The organism is Ottowia sp., assembly GCF_035325765.1.
Lineage (GTDB): Bacteria > Pseudomonadota > Gammaproteobacteria > Burkholderiales > Burkholderiaceae_C > Ottowia.
In genome coordinates this window covers 1-16,924 of the sequence record NZ_DAOKZG010000056.1, presented here as the reverse complement: position 1 = coordinate 16,924, position 16,924 = coordinate 1, and the positions used below count along the sequence as shown (strand labels likewise).

General features: G+C 70.8%; 16 protein-coding genes and 1 pseudogene. 14 read left to right on the top strand and 3 right to left on the bottom strand.

Annotation, left to right across the window (positions count from 1 at the left end; genetic code table 11):
- From PKA16_RS14030 to fghA, 3 genes and pseudogenes are all read left to right on the top strand, one after another.
- Positions 1-176, top strand: a pseudogene (locus PKA16_RS14030) (S-(hydroxymethyl)glutathione dehydrogenase); the annotation flags it as partial.
- A 330-nt stretch (positions 177-506) separates the two neighbouring features.
- The gene (locus PKA16_RS14025) at positions 507-1,115 is read left to right on the top strand and encodes a class I SAM-dependent methyltransferase (protein WP_324404127.1); all 609 of its coding nucleotides are present in this window, start codon (positions 507-509) and stop codon (positions 1,113-1,115) included.
- Positions 1,116-1,133: 18 nt separating this feature from the next.
- Positions 1,134-1,970, top strand: coding sequence for an S-formylglutathione hydrolase (gene fghA, locus PKA16_RS14020; RefSeq protein WP_324404125.1), 837 nt, complete (start codon positions 1,134-1,136; stop codon positions 1,968-1,970).
- Between the two features lie 30 nt (positions 1,971-2,000).
- Here the strand turns inward: fghA and PKA16_RS14015 are convergent, their stop codons facing one another.
- Positions 2,001-3,128, bottom strand: coding sequence for an alkene reductase (locus tag PKA16_RS14015; protein WP_324404123.1), 1,128 nt, complete (start codon positions 3,126-3,128; stop codon positions 2,001-2,003).
- Positions 3,129-3,233: 105 nt separating this feature from the next.
- Between PKA16_RS14015 and PKA16_RS14010 the strand changes: the two genes are divergently transcribed.
- Positions 3,234-4,454, top strand: coding sequence for a YbfB/YjiJ family MFS transporter (locus PKA16_RS14010; protein ID WP_324404121.1), 1,221 nt, complete (start codon positions 3,234-3,236; stop codon positions 4,452-4,454).
- A 154-nt stretch (positions 4,455-4,608) separates the two neighbouring features.
- Here the strand turns inward: PKA16_RS14010 and gstA are convergent, their stop codons facing one another.
- Positions 4,609-5,217: a glutathione transferase GstA gene (gene gstA / locus PKA16_RS14005; protein ID WP_324404119.1), complete on the bottom strand. Its 609-nt coding sequence runs from the start codon at positions 5,215-5,217 to the stop codon at positions 4,609-4,611.
- A gap of 445 nt (positions 5,218-5,662) precedes the next feature.
- Here gstA and thiM point away from each other — a divergent pair, with 445 nt between their 5' ends.
- The 10 genes from thiM (at position 5,663) to PKA16_RS13955 (ending at position 16,353) form a co-directional block, all read left to right on the top strand.
- Positions 5,663-6,481 carry a hydroxyethylthiazole kinase gene (gene thiM / locus PKA16_RS14000; protein ID WP_324404117.1) on the top strand — a complete coding sequence of 273 codons (819 nt, stop codon included), beginning with the start codon at positions 5,663-5,665 and terminating at the stop codon, positions 6,479-6,481.
- A gap of 20 nt (positions 6,482-6,501) precedes the next feature.
- On the top strand, positions 6,502-7,167 hold the full coding sequence (gene thiE, locus PKA16_RS13995) for a thiamine phosphate synthase (protein WP_324404116.1): 666 nt from the start codon (positions 6,502-6,504) through the stop codon (positions 7,165-7,167).
- Positions 7,168-7,296: 129 nt separating this feature from the next.
- Positions 7,297-9,276 carry a tRNA uridine-5-carboxymethylaminomethyl(34) synthesis enzyme MnmG gene (gene mnmG / locus PKA16_RS13990; RefSeq protein WP_324404129.1) on the top strand — a complete coding sequence of 660 codons (1,980 nt, stop codon included), beginning with the start codon at positions 7,297-7,299 and terminating at the stop codon, positions 9,274-9,276.
- Complete coding sequence (gene rsmG / locus PKA16_RS13985; protein ID WP_324404114.1) at positions 9,273-9,929, top strand: 16S rRNA (guanine(527)-N(7))-methyltransferase RsmG; 657 nt, start codon at positions 9,273-9,275, stop codon at positions 9,927-9,929. The genes mnmG and rsmG overlap by 4 nt, the downstream gene beginning before the upstream one ends.
- A 99-nt stretch (positions 9,930-10,028) precedes the next feature.
- Positions 10,029-10,643: a LysE family transporter gene (locus PKA16_RS13980; RefSeq protein WP_324404111.1), complete on the top strand. Its 615-nt coding sequence runs from the start codon at positions 10,029-10,031 to the stop codon at positions 10,641-10,643.
- Positions 10,644-10,662: 19 nt separating this feature from the next.
- On the top strand, positions 10,663-11,448 hold the full coding sequence (locus PKA16_RS13975; RefSeq protein WP_324404109.1) for a ParA family protein: 786 nt from the start codon (positions 10,663-10,665) through the stop codon (positions 11,446-11,448).
- Between the two features lie 476 nt (positions 11,449-11,924).
- Entirely contained in the window at positions 11,925-13,358 is a 1,434-nt protein-coding gene (gene aspA / locus PKA16_RS13970) for an aspartate ammonia-lyase (protein WP_324404107.1), read from the top strand.
- A gap of 54 nt (positions 13,359-13,412) precedes the next feature.
- A complete protein-coding gene (locus PKA16_RS13965) occupies positions 13,413-14,357 on the top strand; it encodes a ParB/RepB/Spo0J family partition protein (RefSeq protein WP_324404105.1) in 945 nt (314 codons plus the stop codon).
- Positions 14,358-14,433: 76 nt separating this feature from the next.
- Positions 14,434-15,135: a methyltransferase domain-containing protein gene (locus PKA16_RS13960; RefSeq protein ID WP_324404104.1), complete on the top strand. Its 702-nt coding sequence runs from the start codon at positions 14,434-14,436 to the stop codon at positions 15,133-15,135.
- A gap of 156 nt (positions 15,136-15,291) precedes the next feature.
- Positions 15,292-16,353 (top strand): peptidoglycan-binding domain-containing protein, encoded by a 1,062-nt coding sequence (locus PKA16_RS13955; protein WP_324404102.1) that lies wholly within the window; start codon positions 15,292-15,294, stop codon positions 16,351-16,353.
- 290 nt (positions 16,354-16,643) lie between these two features.
- Here PKA16_RS13955 and PKA16_RS13950 read toward each other — a convergent pair.
- On the bottom strand, positions 16,644-16,924 hold a 281-nt coding region (locus PKA16_RS13950), incomplete at its 5' end, for an FAD-linked oxidase C-terminal domain-containing protein (RefSeq protein WP_324404099.1).

Genomic DNA, 16,924 nt, shown 5'->3' with positions numbered 1-16,924 from the left:
CGGCTTTTGGCGGCGTCAAGGGGCGCAGCGAGCTGCCCGGCATGGTCGAGGACGCGATGGCCGGCCGCATCCGGCTCGCGCCCTTCGTCACCCACACCATGCCGCTGGCGGACATCAACCGCGCCTTCGAGCTGATGCACGCGGGCCAGTCCATCCGCAGCGTGGTGCATTACTGACCCTAGATCCGGCAGTTGACCGCTTGTGAACCTCTCGAAACCTGCATGGATATTGATGTTCTTTGCTTTGTCCACGCTCACCTTTTGGGCGAGAGCGCTATGCACCCGCCAGCACTCCTGTGGCCGTGCCATGCGGCGTTGCTCCGCCTCGCGCACAGCAGTGCGCGTCGTTGTCGCCCTTGCAGGGCGCAGCCCAGCCAGAGTCTGGGCCTGTTCGTGCCGTCCCAAGGCGCGCAGGCGCCTTGGGAGCCGCGGCACTCACCCTTGCCTGGCACGGCCACAGGGGCACTCACGGGCGCATCCAACTACCGGATCTAGGCTGACGCCGACGTGAGCGACAGCGCCGCCGAAACCGCGCTGTGGGACCAGCGCTATGCGCGCCCGGGCTACTTCCACGGCACGGAGCCGAATGCCTTCCTGGTCGAGCATGCCGGGCTGCTGACGGGCTCGGTGCTGGCCCTGGCCGAGGGCGAGGGGCGCAACGCCGTGTTCCTGGCCGAGCGTGGCCTGCACGTGCTGGCGGTGGACTTCTCGCGCGTCGGCCTGGCCAAGGCGCGGCGCCTGGCGGCCGAGCGCGGCGTGCGCATCCGCACCCGGCTCGCAGACCTGGCCGACTACACGCCTGCCCCGGGTCGCTACGGCGGCGTGGTGGCCATCTGCGCGCACCTGCCGAGCCGCGTGCGCCAGCGCCTCAATCCGCGCATCGTGCGCGCGCTGCGCCCGGGCGGCGTGCTGCTGCTGGAGTCGTATTCCGACAAGCAGTTCGGCCGCGGCGGCCCGCCGGACCCCGACACCCTGCCCAGCGCCGCCGCGCTGCGCGCCGAGTGGGCAGGGCTGGAGATCGTGCTGCTGCGCGAGGTCGAGCGCGCGGCCTGCGAGCGCCCCGGCCATGCGGCCCTGGGCGCGATGGTGCAACTGATCGCCCGCAAGCCGGGCTGACGGCAGGAGACGCAAGACATGGAACGCATCGAACAGCACGCCAGCTTCGGCGGCCGGCAGGAGGTCTGGCGCCACGCCAGCCGCAGCATCGGCACGTCGATGAACTTCGGCATCTATCTGCCCGAGGCGGCGCTGAAGGGCGAGAAGTGCCCTGTGCTCTACTGGCTGTCGGGCCTGACCTGCACCGAGCAGAACTTCATCACCAAGGCCGGGGCCCAGCAGCACGCGGCGCGCCACGGCCTGATCGTGGTCGCGCCCGATACCAGCCCGCGCGGCGAAGGCGTGGCCGACGACGCCGCCTACGACCTGGGCCAGGGCGCGGGCTTCTACCTGAACGCAACGCAGGCACCGTGGGCGCCGCACTACCGCATGCAGGACTACGTGGCCGGGGAGCTGCCGGCGCTGGTCGAGCAGCACTTTCCCGCCAGCGACGCGCGCGGCATCTTCGGCCACAGCATGGGCGGCCATGGCGCGCTGGTGACGGCGTTGCGCCACCCAGGCCGCTGGCGCAGCGTATCGGCCTTCGCCCCCATCGTCGCGCCGAGCCAGGTGCCCTGGGGCCGCAAGGCGCTGGCGGCCTATCTCGGCGAGGATCCGGCCGCCTGGCAGGAATGGGACGCCGTGGCGCTGGTCGCGCAAGCCCGCGAACGCCTGCCGCTGCTGGTCGACCAGGGCGAGGCCGATGAATTCCTCGAACAGTTGCGTCCCGACCTGCTGCAGAAAGCGTGCGAGGCCGCCGGCCACCCACTGACCCTGCGCCGGCACCCGGGCTACGACCACAGCTACTACTTCATCGCCAGCTTCCTGGGCGATCACTTCGCGCACCATGCGGTGGCGCTGGGTGCAGGCGGCTGACGGTCCCCGGGATTCGGTGCTGTCCGGGTTTCAGTCGTCCAGCGCCGGATAGTCGATGTAGCCGTGCGCGCCGCCCCCGTACATGGTGGCGCGTTCGGGCACGGCGAGTGCGGCGCCGCGGCGCAGGCGCGCCGCCAGGTCCGGATTCGCGATGAAGGGCTTGCCGAAGGCCACCAGGTCGGCGCGGCCGGACTCGACCGCCTCATGCGCCAGCGCGCCGTCGTAGCCGTTGTTGACGATCCAGGCGCCCTGGCCACCGGCTTCGCGGTAGGCGGTCTTCATGGCGGCGTAGTCGAACGGGCGCCCCTCGACCTCGCGCGGCCCGCCCGTGGCGCCCTCGATCACGTGGATGTAGGCCAGGCCGAGCGGCGCCAGCTCGCGCATCAGGTACTCGAACAGCGGCTGCGGATCGGCGTCGTGGATGTCGTTGGCCGGGGTCACGGGCGAGATACGCAGCCCGGTGCGCGCGCCGCCCACGGCGTCGACCACGGCGCGCACCACCTCGAGCATGAAGCGTGCGCGGTTGGCGATGCTGCCGCCGTAGTCGTCGCTGCGCTGGTTGGCGCCACTCTTGAGGAACTGGTCCGGCAGGTAGCCGTTGGCTCCGTGCACCTCGACCCCGTCGAAGCCGGCCGATTCGACCGCGCTGCGTGCCGCCACCGCGAAATCGTGCACGATGGCCGGGATCTCGTCGCGCTGCAGCGCGCGCGGCTCGCTGGTGGGCGTGAAGCCGCCCTGGCCTTCGCCATCGACCAGGTAGGTGCGGGTGTTGGCACGGATCGCCGAGGGCGCGACCGGATCGGCGTTGCCAGGCTGCAGCAGGTGGTGCGAGACGCGACCCACGTGCCAGAGCTGGCAGAACATGCGGCCGCCAGCCGCGTGCACGGCACGCGTGACCTGCTTCCAGCCATCGAGCTGGGTGCTGTCGTACAAGCCGGGGACGTCGGCATAGCCCTGGCCCTGCGGACTGATGGCGGTGCCTTCGCTGATGATGAGGGCGGCGCCGCGTGCCGGGTCGGCGCGCTGCGCGTAGTACTCGGCCATGAGGGCGTTGGGGACGGCGCCCGGCGCGCGGTTGCGCGTCAGCGGTGCCATCGCGATGCGGCTGGGCAGGGTCAGGGTGCCGACGCGGATGGGGGAGAACAGCAGGCGGGACATGGGGCAAGGCCTCGGGCAGGTCGGGACTGCGTCGATTGTGCGCCGGCCGCCGACTGCCCGTCAGGCGCGGCGGCCAAGTCCCCGGCGCTGCGCCACAATCGCCGCATGCAATCGACCGCATCACCGCCGGCCAGCGCGCGGCAACCGATCGCCGTGGCCCTGGCGCTGTCGCTGGGTGCGGCGGTGTCGCTGGGCATCACCCGCTTTTCCTATGCCCTGCTGCTGCCGGTGATGCGCGATGACCTCGGCTGGAGCTATACGCTGGCGGGCGGCATGAACACCGCCAACGCACTGGGCTACCTGCTGGGCGCGCTGGTCACGCCGCCCTTGCTGCGCCTTCTCGGCCCGGCGCGCGTGTTGCTCTGGGGGTGCGTGCTGGCCAGCGTGTTCATGGCCGCCTGCGGCTTCTTCACCGACGCCACCATGCTGCTCGTGCAGCGCCTGCTGGCGGGCGTGGCGAGCGCCTTCGTGTTCATCGCCGGCGGCCTGCTGGCGGCGCGCCTCGGCCAGCAGGTGCCCGAGCGCGCCGGCCTGCTGCTGGGCCTGTACTACGGTGGCGTGGGCTGGGGCATCGCGGCTTCGGCGCTCGGCGTGCCCCCGCTGCTGGCCGCGGCGGGCGCGACGGCGCACGGTTGGGCCTGGGCCTGGTGGGGATTGGCCGTGCTGTGCGTGCTGGCCACCGTGGTAGTGGCGCGTCCCGCGGCAGCGCTGGCGCAGCCCGAACCGGCTGGCGCCGCCGCTGCGGGCGCCGCCCGCGGTCGCGCGCCGGGGCTGCCGTGGCTGGCGATGGCTCCGATGCTCGCCGGTTACACCCTGTTCGGCGTCGGCTACATCGGCTACATGACCTTCGTCATCGCCCTGCTGCGCGAGCAGGGCGCCAGCGACCCGGCGATCACGGGCTTCTACACCCTGCTGGGGCTGGCGGTGGTGGGTTCGGCGCGCGTCTGGGCGCGGCTGCTGGACCGCGCCCAGGGCGGCGGCGCGCTGGCGCTGCTGAACGCCCTGCTGGGCATCGCCACGGTGCTGCCGGCGCTGACCGGCGCCTGGCCCGTGGTGCTGGTTTCGGGCCTGCTGTTCGGCGGTGTGTTCCTGTCGCTGGTGGCGTCGACCACGGCCTTCGTGCGCCACAATCTGCCGAGTGCGCAATGGGCGGCCGGCATCAGCGCCTTCACCATCATCTTTGCCTTCGGCCAGATCGTCGGCCCCACGGTGGTCGGCTGGATCGCCGACGGCCCGGGCGGCCTGGCGCGCGGTCACCTGGTTTCGGCAGCCGCGCTGTGGCTGGGTGCGCTGGTGGCGTGGCGCCAGCGGCCGCTGGCGCAATGACTCCGCCGTGCCCGATGACCGCGCTTCGCCGCGATGACGGCGACTGCGCCGGCACGACCCATGACCGCCAGGTCAGCCAGGCGCAGCGATGTCGTCCGTCATGTCGTCATGGACGCCGCGCCAGCGCCGGAGTCATGGCGCGTGCAGCGCGTCGTCATCCGAGCAGTCCTTCGGCCTTCATCGCCGCCTGCACCGCCGGGCGTGCCGCCACGCGCCCGCGCCAGGCGACCAGGTGGGGGAAGGGCGCGAGGTCGATCTGCATGGGCTTGGCCCAGTTGGTGATGGTGAACAGGTAGGCGTCGGCGACGCTGAAGCCGTCGCCCAGCAGGAACTGCTTGCCGGCGAGCTCGCCGTCGATGAACTTCAGGCGGCCCAGCAGCTCCTCGATGAAGAGCTGCTTCGCTTCGGCCGGCATCTTCGGGTTGAACAGCGGGCTGAAGCGCTTGTGCACCTCGGTGGCTGTGAAGTGCATCCACATCTGGAGCTGATAGCGCGCCATGCTGCCGCAGGGCGGGATCAGCTTCCGGTCCGGCGCCTGGTCGGCGACGTACTGGCAGACGATGGCACATTCGCGCAGCCCGGTGCCGTCGTCCAGCACCAGGTAGGGCACGTAGCCGAGCGGGTTGATCTTGCGGTAGTCCGAGCCGTCGGGCAGCACCTTGGTCTTGGTGGGGGCCGAAATGGCCTCGTACTTGAGGCCGGCTTCTTCCAGCGCGATGTGGGCAGCCAGCGAGCAGGCGCCTGCGGAGTAGTAGAGTTTCATGATTGTTGTGATCCAGTGCAACCACCCAGCAGCCTGTGGGCGGATCAGGTGGCGCGGGCCGGGGCGCGTGCCTCGGCTGCGCAGGATAGCGCGGATGGCAAGGGCGCGCCGTGAACCGGGGCAAGCGCGGGTGCAGCCGCGTCGTGCCGACCGCGTGGATTAGCATTGATGATTGACGCGGGGCGCGGTGCGGACGCGGCACATGCCGAGAAGGTTGCGGGGGAGTCTCCCGTGCGCGCCCTGACCGCCAGGATCCGCCCGCCCTGCGTTGCGCGCGGTCGCCCTGGCCGGGGTCAGGGCTGCGCCTCGCGTTGGCCGGACAGGTCCTGAGGGGCTGCTCGGCCGTGCCGGATTCGTTCACATTCACATTTTCGGAGACCACGCCCGTCGAACCGGATCGGAGTCAGTGTGAAAGGCTGCGCCGGGCTGGCAAGGAAGAGTCGTGATGATTCCATCCCTCGATGACCATCCCTTCGGGGCGCAGCGCGTGGCGCAGGCGCTGGAGGCGCTGCGCGCGCGCGCGCCGCTGGTGCAATGCCTGACCAACATCGTGGTGGCCAATTTCACCGCCAACGTGTTGCTGGCCGCCGGTGCAGCACCCGCCATGGTCGACAACCCGCAGGAAGCCGGGGCCTTTGCCGCGATCAGCGGCGGCGTGCTGGTCAACCTCGGCACGCCCTACCCCGACACCGTGGAAGCGATGCGCGCCGCGGTGCGCGGCGCCGAGGCGGCGGGCGTGCCCTGGGTGCTGGACCCGGTGGCGGCCGGCGCCGTGGCCTGGCGCACCGACATCGCGCTGGGACTGCTGCGCGAGCACCATCCGGCCATCATCCGCGGCAACGCCTCGGAGGTGCTGGCACTGGCCGGCGGCGCGGGAGGCAAGGGGGTCGAGTCGCTGGCCACGGCCGAGCAGGCGCTGGAGGCCGCCGCCGGGCTGGCCGCGCGGCAGGCGGCCGTGGTGGCGGTGAGCGGCGCGGTGGACCACCTGACCGATGGTCGGCGCCTGGTGCGCATCGCCAACGGCCATCCGCACCTGACGCGCGTGACGGGGGCCGGTTGTGCGCTCGGTGCCCTGATGGCGGGCTTTGCAGCGGTGGAAGCCGACGCCCTGGTGGCCGCCGCGGCGGCCACGGCCCTGCTGACGGTGGCCGCCGACGCAGCGGCGCATGGGGCTGGCGGTCCGGGCAGCTTTGCCGTGGCCCTGCTGGACCGACTGCATGACCTCGGCGCGCAGGCGCTGGCGGCACGGCTGCGCCTCGTGTAGGGTTTGCCATGGACGCAGCGATGCGACGCACCCCCGAGCGGCTCGACCTGTCGCTCTACCTGGTCACCGACACCCGGCTGTGCGGCGCGCACGGGGTCGTGCAAACCGTGGCCCAGGCGGTGGCGGCGGGCGTGAGCCTGGTGCAGTTGCGCGATCCGGACTGCAGCGACGCCGACTTCGTGGCCCTGGGGCGGGCGCTGGTGGGCGCGCTGGCCGGCACCGGTGTGCCCCTGATCGTGAATGACCGGGTGGCCCTGGCCGCGGTCGTCGGGGCTGCTGGCGCGCACGTCGGGCAGCACGACCTGGACGCGCGCGCGGCGCGCCACCTGCTGGGACCGGCAGCCTGGCTCGGGTTGTCGGTGCAGACGCTGGAGCAGGTGGTGGCTGCGCAGCAGCTGCCCGCCGGCACGATCGACTACCTTGGGGTCGGGCCGGTGTGGGCGCAGCAGACCAAGCCCGATGCCGAGCCCGCCGGCGGGCCCGGATTGCTGGCGCGCATCGTGCGACGCAGTCCGTGGCCTTGCGTGGCGATCGGCGGCATCGACGCCGCGCGCGCCGACGCCGTGCGCCGCGCGGGTGCGGCCGGCCTGTCCGTCGTCAGCGCGATCTGCGGCCAGTCCGACGTGGAGGCGGCGACGCGGCGGTTGCGCGCGGCCTGGGACAGCGCACCCGCGAACGGGCCCTGACGCGGCCGGCGGGACGCGTTGCCAGCCGGACTCGAATACTATTAAAAAGATAGCTGAACGCGCGGCAGGCAAGGGCAGGATTGTGGCAACCCGCCTAAAATCGAAGGTTTTGCGAAAGATGCGGACGTGATGCGACCGAGCCATTTCCACCCGCGCGAATTCGACGTGATCGTCGTCGGGGGCGGCCATGCTGGGACCGAAGCTGCGCTGGCGGCCGCGCGCATGGGCGCGCAAACCCTGCTGCTCACGCACAACATCGAGACGCTGGGGCAGATGAGCTGCAATCCGAGCATCGGCGGCATCGGCAAGGGGCATCTGGTGAAGGAGGTCGACGCCCTGGGCGGTGCGATGGCGCTGGCGACCGACGAGGCCGGGATCCAGTTTCGCATCCTCAACAGCAGCAAGGGGCCGGCGGTACGGGCAACGCGAGCCCAGGCCGACCGGACGCTGTATCGGGCGGCGATCCGGCGCCGACTGGAGAATCAGCCCGACCTCGTGCTGTTCCAGCAGGGCGTGGACGACCTGCTGCTGGAGGGGGATCGCGTGGTGGGCGCGGTGACGCAGCTCGGCATCGCCTTTCGTGCCCGGGCCGTGGTGCTGACGGCCGGCACCTTCCTCGATGGGCGCATCCATGTCGGCCTGTCCAACCACCAGGGCGGTCGCGCCGGCGACCCGCCGGCGCTGTCGCTGGCGCGCCGGCTGAAGGAGCTGAAGCTGCCGCAGGGGCGGCTGAAGACGGGCACGCCGCCGCGCCTGGACGGACGCACCATCGATTTCGATCGCCTGGAGGTCCAGCCCGGCGATGGCATGCCCGGAGGGGCTGGCGCGCGCGTGCCGGTGTTCAGCTTCATGGGGCGCGCCGACATGCATCCGCGCCAGCTGCCATGCTGGATCACGCACACCAACGCGCGCACGCACGAAATCATCCGCGCCGGCCTCGACCGCAGTCCGATGTTCACCGGCGTGATCGATGGCGTCGGGCCGCGCTACTGCCCGAGCGTGGAAGACAAGGTGCACCGCTTTGCCGGCAAGGACAGCCACCCGATCTTCCTCGAGCCCGAGGGCCTGGAGACGCACGAGGTCTACCCGAACGGCATCTCCACCAGCCTGCCGTTCGACGTGCAGCTCGACCTGGTGCACAGCATCGCCGGCCTGGAGAACGCGCACATCGTGCGCCCGGGCTACGCCATCGAGTACGACTACTTCGATCCGCGCGCACTCAAGAGCAGCTTCGAGACGCGCGCGATCGCGGGGTTGTTCTTTGCCGGCCAGATCAACGGCACCACGGGCTACGAGGAGGCGGCGGCGCAGGGCCTGTTTGCCGGCATCAACGCGGCGCTGCTGTGCCAGGGCGAAGACGCCTGGCTGCCGCGGCGCGACGAGGCCTACCTCGGCGTGCTGGTCGACGACCTGATCACCAAGGGCGTGACCGAGCCGTACCGCATGTTCACCAGCCGCGCCGAGTACCGCCTGCAGCTGCGCGAGGACAACGCCGACCTGCGCCTGACCGAGGTGGCGCGTCGGCTCGGCCTGATCGATGATGCGCGCTGGGATGCCTTCAATCGCAAGCGCGACGCGGTTGCGCGCGAGACACAGCGGCTCAGGGCGATCTGGGTCAGTCCAGCGAACCTGCCGGCGGGCGATGCCGAGCGCGTGCTGGGCAAGGCGATCGAGCACGAGCACAACCTGTTCGACCTGCTGCGCCGGCCGGGGGTCGACCATGCGGCGCTGATGAGCCTGGACGGCGGACGCCACGCCTGCGCCGATGTTTCACGTGAAACGCTGGGCGACCTGGCCGAGGCGGTGATCGAGCAGGTCGAGATCGCGGCCAAGTATGCGGGCTACATCGACCGCCAGCGCGACGAGGTGGAGCGCGCGGCGCACCACGAGCAGCTGCGACTGCCGCCGGACCTGGACTACTCCCAGGTATCGGCGCTGTCGTTCGAAGTGCGACAGAAGCTGCAGGCGCAGCGCCCCGAGACGCTGGGCCAGGCGTCTCGCATCTCGGGCGTCACCCCTGCCGCGATCTCGCTGTTGCTGATTCACCTGAAGAAGCGCGGTCTCCAGCCTGGCTCGACGTCCGGGGCAGCGGCGAGCCGCGCGGCATGAGTGCCGCGGACGGTCGCGTGGCGCGCCTGGCGCGGGGCACGGCCGAGCTGGGGTTGGCGCTGGATGCTCCCGCGCTCGGGGATCTGCTGGCCTATCTCGACCTGCTGGCCAAATGGAATCGGGTCTACAACCTGACGGCGTTGCGCGACCCGGAGCAGATGCTGACGCATCACTTGCTGGACAGCCTCGCGGTGGTGGCACCGCTGCGCCGCCACACGGGCGGCGCAGCGGTGCGGCTGCTCGACGTTGGCAGTGGCGGTGGCTTGCCGGGCGCGGTGATCGCGATTTGTTGCCCGGAAATCGAAGTCACTTGCGTCGACGCCGTGGCCAAGAAGGCGTCTTTCATCCAGCAGGTGTCAGCCACCCTGGGACGGGGCAATCTCCAGGGCCGTCATGCCCGGGTCGAATCGATCGAGCAGTGCTTCGACGTCATCGTCTCGCGAGCCTTTGCGTCGCTGGGCGATTTCGTTCGCCTGTCGCGCCACGCGCGTGCAGAAGGCGGCATCTGGCTGGCGATGAAGGGCAAGGTGCCGAGCGACGAAATCGCTGCCCTGCCCGCGTGGGTCCAGGTGTTCCACGTGGAACACCTGATCGTTCCCGGCCTGGACGCGGAGCGCTGCCTGGTGTGGTTGCGCCCGAATGGTTCCACGTGAAACACCCGCCTGGCCCATCCCGACTTCGACGATCGTCAAAGTCCCGTAAACTCGGCGTTCTCTTGACGCATCACTCGGTGCGCCGAAAGGTATGTTGACATGTTGGGCATCACCGACTACGCCGCCTTTGTCGTCGCCTTCTGGCTGTTCCTGATGGTCCCGGGCCCGGGCAACCTGGTGATTGCCGCGGGCACCACCCAGGGCGGCGTGCGCGGCGGCATGATCGCCACGCTGGGCGTCATCGCGGGCGACCAGGTCCTGATCTGGTGCGCGCTCGGCGGCGTCGCGGCGCTGTTGCACGCCTACCCGATGGCGTTTTCGGCCCTGCAGTGGGCGGGTGCCATCTATCTGGCCTGGCTCGGCATTCGCATGTGGCGTGCGCGCCCGCACCAGGGCGCCGCGCTAGCGGCACCGACACGGCAGCATTTTCGCCAGGCGTTCCTGATCACCCTGCTCAATCCCAAGTCGATCGTGTTCTACGTCGCCTTCCTGCCGCTGTTCATCGATCCGGCGCGCCAGCAGGGCGTGGTCACTTTCGCTGCGCTGGCGGCGACGGCTGCCGTGCTGGTGCTGCTGTACGGTTTCATCGAGTCGCTCCTGGTCCATCGCTTTGCCGAGCGCATGCGCGCCAGCGCCCGCATGAGCGGCCTGCTGCGCAAGCTGGCCAGCGTGTTCCTGATCGGTTTTGGCGTCCGCCTGGCGACGTCGTCCTGAAGCCGTGCCGCGCGCGACGATGACTCAGATTTTTTGCATCGCGAACCAGAAGGGTGGCGTCGGCAAGACCACCACCACGGTCAACCTGGCGGCCGGCCTGGCCCGCATCGGCCAGCGCGTGCTGCTGGTCGACCTTGATCCGCAGGGCAATGCCACCATGGGGTCGGGGGTCGACAAGCGCACGCTCGAACTGTCGGTCTACGACGTGCTGCTGGAGTCCTGCACCATCCCGGAAGCCGCCGTCGTGCCAGCGCGCCTGAAGGAGGCCGGCGCCGGCTACGCCGTGCTCGGCGCCAATCGCGAGCTGGCAGGGGCCGAGGTCGAACTGGTCGGCGAGCCGCGGCGCGAGCGCCGCCTGAAGGATGCGCTGGCCCAGGTCGCGGCGGATTATGACTTCGTGCTGATCGACTGCCCGCCGTCCCTCAGCATGCTGACGCTGAACGGCCTGTGCGCGGCCCAGGGCGTGATCGTGCCGATGCAGTGCGAGTACTTCGCTCTGGAAGGCCTGGCCGACCTGACCAACACCATCAAGCAGGTGCACGCCAACCTGAATCGCGACCTGCGCCTGATCGGCCTGTTGCGCGTCATGTTCGATGCCCGCATCACCTTGCAGCAGCAGGTCAGCGAGCAGCTCAAGTCGCATTACGGCAGCAAGGTGTTCGACACCATAATCCCGCGCAACGTGCGCCTGGCCGAGGCGCCCAGCTACGGCCTGCCGGGCGTGGTGTTTGATCCGGCGGCCAAGGGCAGCCAGGCCTTCGTGGCGTTCGCGCAGGAGCTCGTGAGCCGCGGGCTCACCGCATGATGCGGGCCAGCGTCGGGATGAGCGATGGCGTTGCTGCGCTTCGATGGCACAGCCGGCATTCTGGACGCGCCCCGCATGAATGACCTATCCCGGCGGCGCAGCACTCGCGGCGCATGGCATGCAGCGTTCCAGGCGGCCATGGCCCCGAGCAGCCGGGCTGCCCGGGGCCACGGTTTCCCCGGCCGCGGGGTGCGTCCCGCGGCCAGCACGCCGAAGGGCCGTCGCCTCTGGCGGCAGGCACCTGTGGCGCAGCGGCCTGGCGGCGCTTCCTCCCGGCCCCGCGCGCGATGCCGAATCGGGCCGGAGCAGCGACCGGGGCGGAGCGTGATGCTATCGACGAGAGAGTATCCTTGGCAGTCTGCCCGCGGCCGGGCGCTGTGTCGTCCGGGCGCCGTCGTCCTCCCCGCCGGGCCGCAGTTGTCCCATTTCGTCGCGCCGCACGCGCGGTCGCCCTTGTCAAACCAGTCTTCCACTCCATGAAGCCATCCCCGAACTTCCGCATCGAACATGACCTGATTGGCGATCGCGAATTGCCCAATGCGGTCTATTACGGCGTCCACACCCTGCGCGCGCTGGAGAACTTTCCCATTACCGGCACGCCGATCCACACCTACCCGGACCTGGTCAACGCCCTGGCCAGCATCAAGAAGGCGGCGGCGCTCGCGAACCACGAGCTGGGCCTGCTCGACGCCGCGCGCTGCCAGGCCATCGTCGCCGCCTGCGACGAAGTGCTGGCCGGCCAGTGGCACGAACACTTCGTGGTCGACGTGATCCAGGGCGGGGCCGGCACCTCGACCAACATGAACGCCAACGAGGTCATCGCCAACCGCGGGCTGGAGCTGATGGGCCATGCCAAGGGCGAGTTCAGGCACCTGCACCCGAACGAGCATGTCAACATGGGCCAGAGCACCAACGACGTCTATCCGAGCGCGCTGCGCATTGCCATGTGGCATGGCGCGACGCGCCTGGCCGACGAACTGGAGCATCTGCGCCAGGCCTTCGCCGCCAAGGCCGAGGAATTTCGCGACGTGCTCAAGATGGGCCGCACCCAGATGCAGGACGCGGTGCCGATGACGCTTGGCCAGGAGCTGGAAACCCATGCCGAGATGCTGGCCGAGGATCGCCTGCGGCTGCTCGAGGCGCGCACCCTGATCGGCGAGCTGAACATGGGAGGTACCGCCATCGGCACCGGCATCACCGCGCATCCGGACTACGCAGCATGCGTGATCCGGCACCTGCGCGAGATCACCGGGCTCGCGGTGGTCAACTCGAGCAACCTGATCGAGGCGACCCAGGACTGCGGTGGCTACGTTCATCTCTCGGGCATCCTCAAGCGCATCGCCACCAAGCTGTCCAAGACCTGCAACGACCTGCGCCTGCTCTCCAGCGGGCCGCGGGCCGGCCTGGGCGAGATCAACCTGCCGGCGGTGCAGGCCGGCTCCAGCATCATGCCGGGCAAGGTCAACCCGGTGATTCCGGAAGTGGTCAACCAGATCGCCTACGAGGTGATCGGCAACGACGTCACCGTCACCTTTGCCGCGGAGGGCGGGCAATTGCAGCTGAATGCCTTCGAGCCCATCATCGCGCACAGCATCTTCAAGAGTCTGCGGCACCTGGGCGCCGGTTGTCGCACCCTGGCCGATCGCTGCGTGAGCGGCATCAGCGCTAACGAACAGCACATGCGCGATGCGGTGACGCGCTCGATCGGCATCGTCACCGCGCTCAACCCCTACATCGGCTACGCGCACGCCACCGCGGTGGCGCAGGCGGCGCATGCCAGTGGCGGCAGCGTCTACGACATCGTGCTCGAGCGCGGCCTGATGACGCGCGAACAACTCGACGCGGTCCTGCGGCCGGAGATCCTGACGCGTCCGGTGCCGCTCGATCTTGCGCCCAAGCGCGCGGCCTGAGCGGCCGCGGCAGCTGGTCCCTGGCCTGTCCGCCGTTCCCGGAGAACCTTGACCATGGCAACCCGCAAACCCAAGGGCCTGGGCCGCGGCCTGGATGCCCTGCTGGGCCCGACAGCGTCTGCGCTCGATCCGGCCGCGGCCAGCCCGGCCGGCGTGCCCATGCTGCTGCCGCTCGACGCGCTGGCGCCTGGCCGCTACCAGCCGCGCACGCGCATGGATGAAGGCGCCCTGTACGAACTGGCCGAGAGCATCAAGTCGCAGGGCATCATGCAGCCCATCCTGGTGCGCAGGTTGGATGGCGATTCGGCGGGGCATGAGCGCGGAGTAAGCGCTAACTACGAAATCATTGCCGGCGAGCGGCGCTTTCGCGCGGCGCGCCTGGCCGGCCTGGACGAGGTGCCGGTGCTGGTGCGCGAGGTGGCCGACGAGGCTGCCGCCGCGATGGCGCTGATCGAGAACATCCAGCGCGAGGATCTGAACCCGCTGGAGGAGGCCCAGGGGCTCAAGCGCCTGGTCGATGAATTCGGCCTGACGCACGAACAGGCCGCACAGTCCGTCGGCAAGAGCCGCAGTGCCGCCAGCAACCTGCTGCGCCTGCTGCAGCTGGCCGAGCCGGTGCAGACCATGTTGATGGCGGGCGACCTGGACATGGGCCATGCCCGCGCGCTGTTGGCGCTGGAGGGCGCTGCCCAGATCACGGCGGCGCAGCAGGTTGCGGCGCGCAAGCTCAGCGTGCGCGAGACCGAGGCCCTGGTGCGCCGGCTGTCCGCCGAGTTCAACCTGACGGCACCGCGCAAGCCGGCGCGGACTGCCGACAAGTCGGGCGACGTGCGGCGCGTCGAGGAAGAGCTGTCCGACCTGCTGCTGGCTCAGGTCGAGGTGCGCGTGAAGAAGGGCGGACGGCGCGGCGGCGCACGCACCCAGGTGGGCGAGGTGGCGATCCACTTCGGCTCGCTCGACGAACTCAACGGCCTGATCGAGCGCCTGCGCGGCGGCTGAACCAACCGGTTACGCGCAAACGCCACGCGCGGGTGTATGCTGCGCGCTCGCAGCAAACGTGGCCGCTCGCCTGCCCATGCCATTCCCGCCCAGTCGACTCCCCAATCCTGTCGAGGTGGCCGCGCTGGCGCGCGCCCTGGTGGCGCATCCCCGTCCCGCGGTGCGCGCGGCCCGCATCCGCGTCGCGCGCGTCGGGCGCGCCGTGGCGCGGGCACCGCAATCGCTGTTCCTGCGCGAGCTGGTGGCCCAGCCAGGTTCGATCGGTGCCATCTGCGCCAGTTCACCGCGCCTGGCGGCCTGCATGGCGGCCTGGGTCGATCCACACGCTGCGGGCTGGGTGGTCGAACTGGGCGGCGGCACGGGCGTCATCACCCAGGCGCTGCTGACGCGTGGCGTGGCGCCGTCACGCCTGGTCGTGGTCGAACAGTCCGAGCGCCTGGCCAGCCATCTGCGCCGGCGTTTCCCGCAGGCGTGCGTGGTGCAGGGTGATGCCGCCGAACTGCCGGCGCTGCTGGCGCGGCTGGCCATCCCGGTGTCGTCCGTCTCCTGCGTGGTTTCCGGATTGCCCCTGCTGTCCATCCCGGAGCCGGCGCGCAGCCGCATCCTGCACGCCGGCGCCGCCGTGCTGGCGCCTGACGGGCAGCTGCTGCAGTTCACCTACGCATTGCACGGCGCTTCGCCCTGGCAGCAGGCCGGCCTGGCGTGCCGGCATCGCCAGCGGGTGCTGGCCAACCTGCCGCCCGCGCGCATCGACGTGCTGGGCAGGCCCAGCGCCTGACGCGCGGGGGGGGGGGGGCCGGCGCAGCGCGTATGATGCGCCGACCGTCGCGGGCACGCGCGGGGCGTGAGGGCGGGCCAGCGCGCGCCAACGGGGCGACGTCTGACCCGGTGCGGACTGGGCTGTCCGGTTTTGACAGGGCAAGGAGCTGATTTGATGCTGAAGAAGAAGTCAGCCGCGTTGGCGGCTGTTGCGGTGCTCGCCGCATGGACGCTGGCGGGGTGCGAGACCACCGCCTTGCAGATGGGCAATCCGGAAGCCAAGACGGTGGCCACCGGCGGCGCCGCTGGCGCGACGACCTCGGGCGAGAACACCCAGCTCGAGCGCTGCGCCTCGCCGCTCGGTACGGTGTCCCTGGTGGAGAACCAGAGCGCGGGCTGGTACACCATCCTGACCAACGAGTACCGGCTGCCGCCCACGGCGAATCTGCTGCGCCTGCTGGTGCAGCAGTCCAACTGCTTCGTCGTGGTCGAGCGCAGCGCGGCCGGCATGGGCGCGATGACGCGCGAGCGCGCCCTCATGCAATCGGGCGAAATGCGCGGCGGCAGCAACTTCGGTCGCGGCCAGATGGTGGCCTCGGACTACGCCCTGTCGCCGGAGATCGTGTTCAGCGCGGGCAACACCGGGGGCCTGGGCGGCGTGCTGGGCGGACTGATCGGCGGCGGCAGCGGGCGCGCCGTGGGCGCCATCGCCGGCGGCGTGCAGACGCGCGAGGCGAGTGCCCTGCTGACCCTGGTCGACAACCGTTCCGGCGTGCAGGTGGCGGCCTCCGAAGGGAGCGCCTCCAAGACCGACCTGAACCTGTTCGGTGGCCTGTTCGGTGGCCGCGCCGGCGGCGGGCTGGGCGGCTACACCAACACGCCGCAGGGCAAGGTGATCGCCGCCGCCTTCATGGACGCCTACAACCAGATGGTGCGTAGCCTGCGCGGCTATCGCGCGCAAAGCGTGCAGGGCCAGGGCCTCGGAGGTGGCGGTCGGCTGGGGGTGGACGGCGGTGCCGCGCCCTCGCAGACCTACGTGCCGGGCCAGGGCGGTCGCGTGTTGTCGATGCGCGAGGCGCAGCAACGCCTGAACGAGCTGGGCTACAACGTCGGCACGCCCGATGGCGCAGCCGGCCCGCGCACCGCGGCGGGCCTGCGCGCCTTCCAGCAGGACAACGGCCTGCCCGTGAGCGGCCGACTGGACGCCGCGACGATGGACGCATTGGCGGGACGCTGACGTCCCGCGCGGCGTGCCCGGGCCAGCCTGCTGCGCCATTCGCTGGCCTGGCAGGTGACGCTCTGCATGCGCCTGCAAAGCGCGCTCGCCCACATCGTGTTCGGCCGGTTGCCGGCGATGCTGGCCGAACGCGGGCTGTCGGTCGTGGGCCTGGCCATGGTGCTGCCTTCGCCATGGCGCTGACGCGGATCGCGCAGCGCGCGCCCGTCGTGGGAAGCGCGGGCCGCCGGCAGCCAGGCCGCGAACGCCTGCTTGCCGCGTACTGACGACGCGCGTGTCGCGACGCAAGCTCAGCGGCTGAACATCTTGCCCGGGTTCATGATGTCGTGCGGGTCCAGCGCCTGCTTGAGCGTGCGCATCAGGTCCACCGCGCCAGCGCCGGCCTCGTCGACCAGGAAGCCGATCTTGTGCAGGCCGACGCCGTGCTCGCCGCTGCAGGTGCCGCCCAGCGCCAGCGCGCGCGCCACGACCTGCCGGTTGAGCTGCTCGGCGCGCGCGCGTTCGCCGTCGTCATCCGGGTCGATCAGGTAGCCCATGTGGAAGTTGCCGTCGCCCACGTGGCCGACCAGGA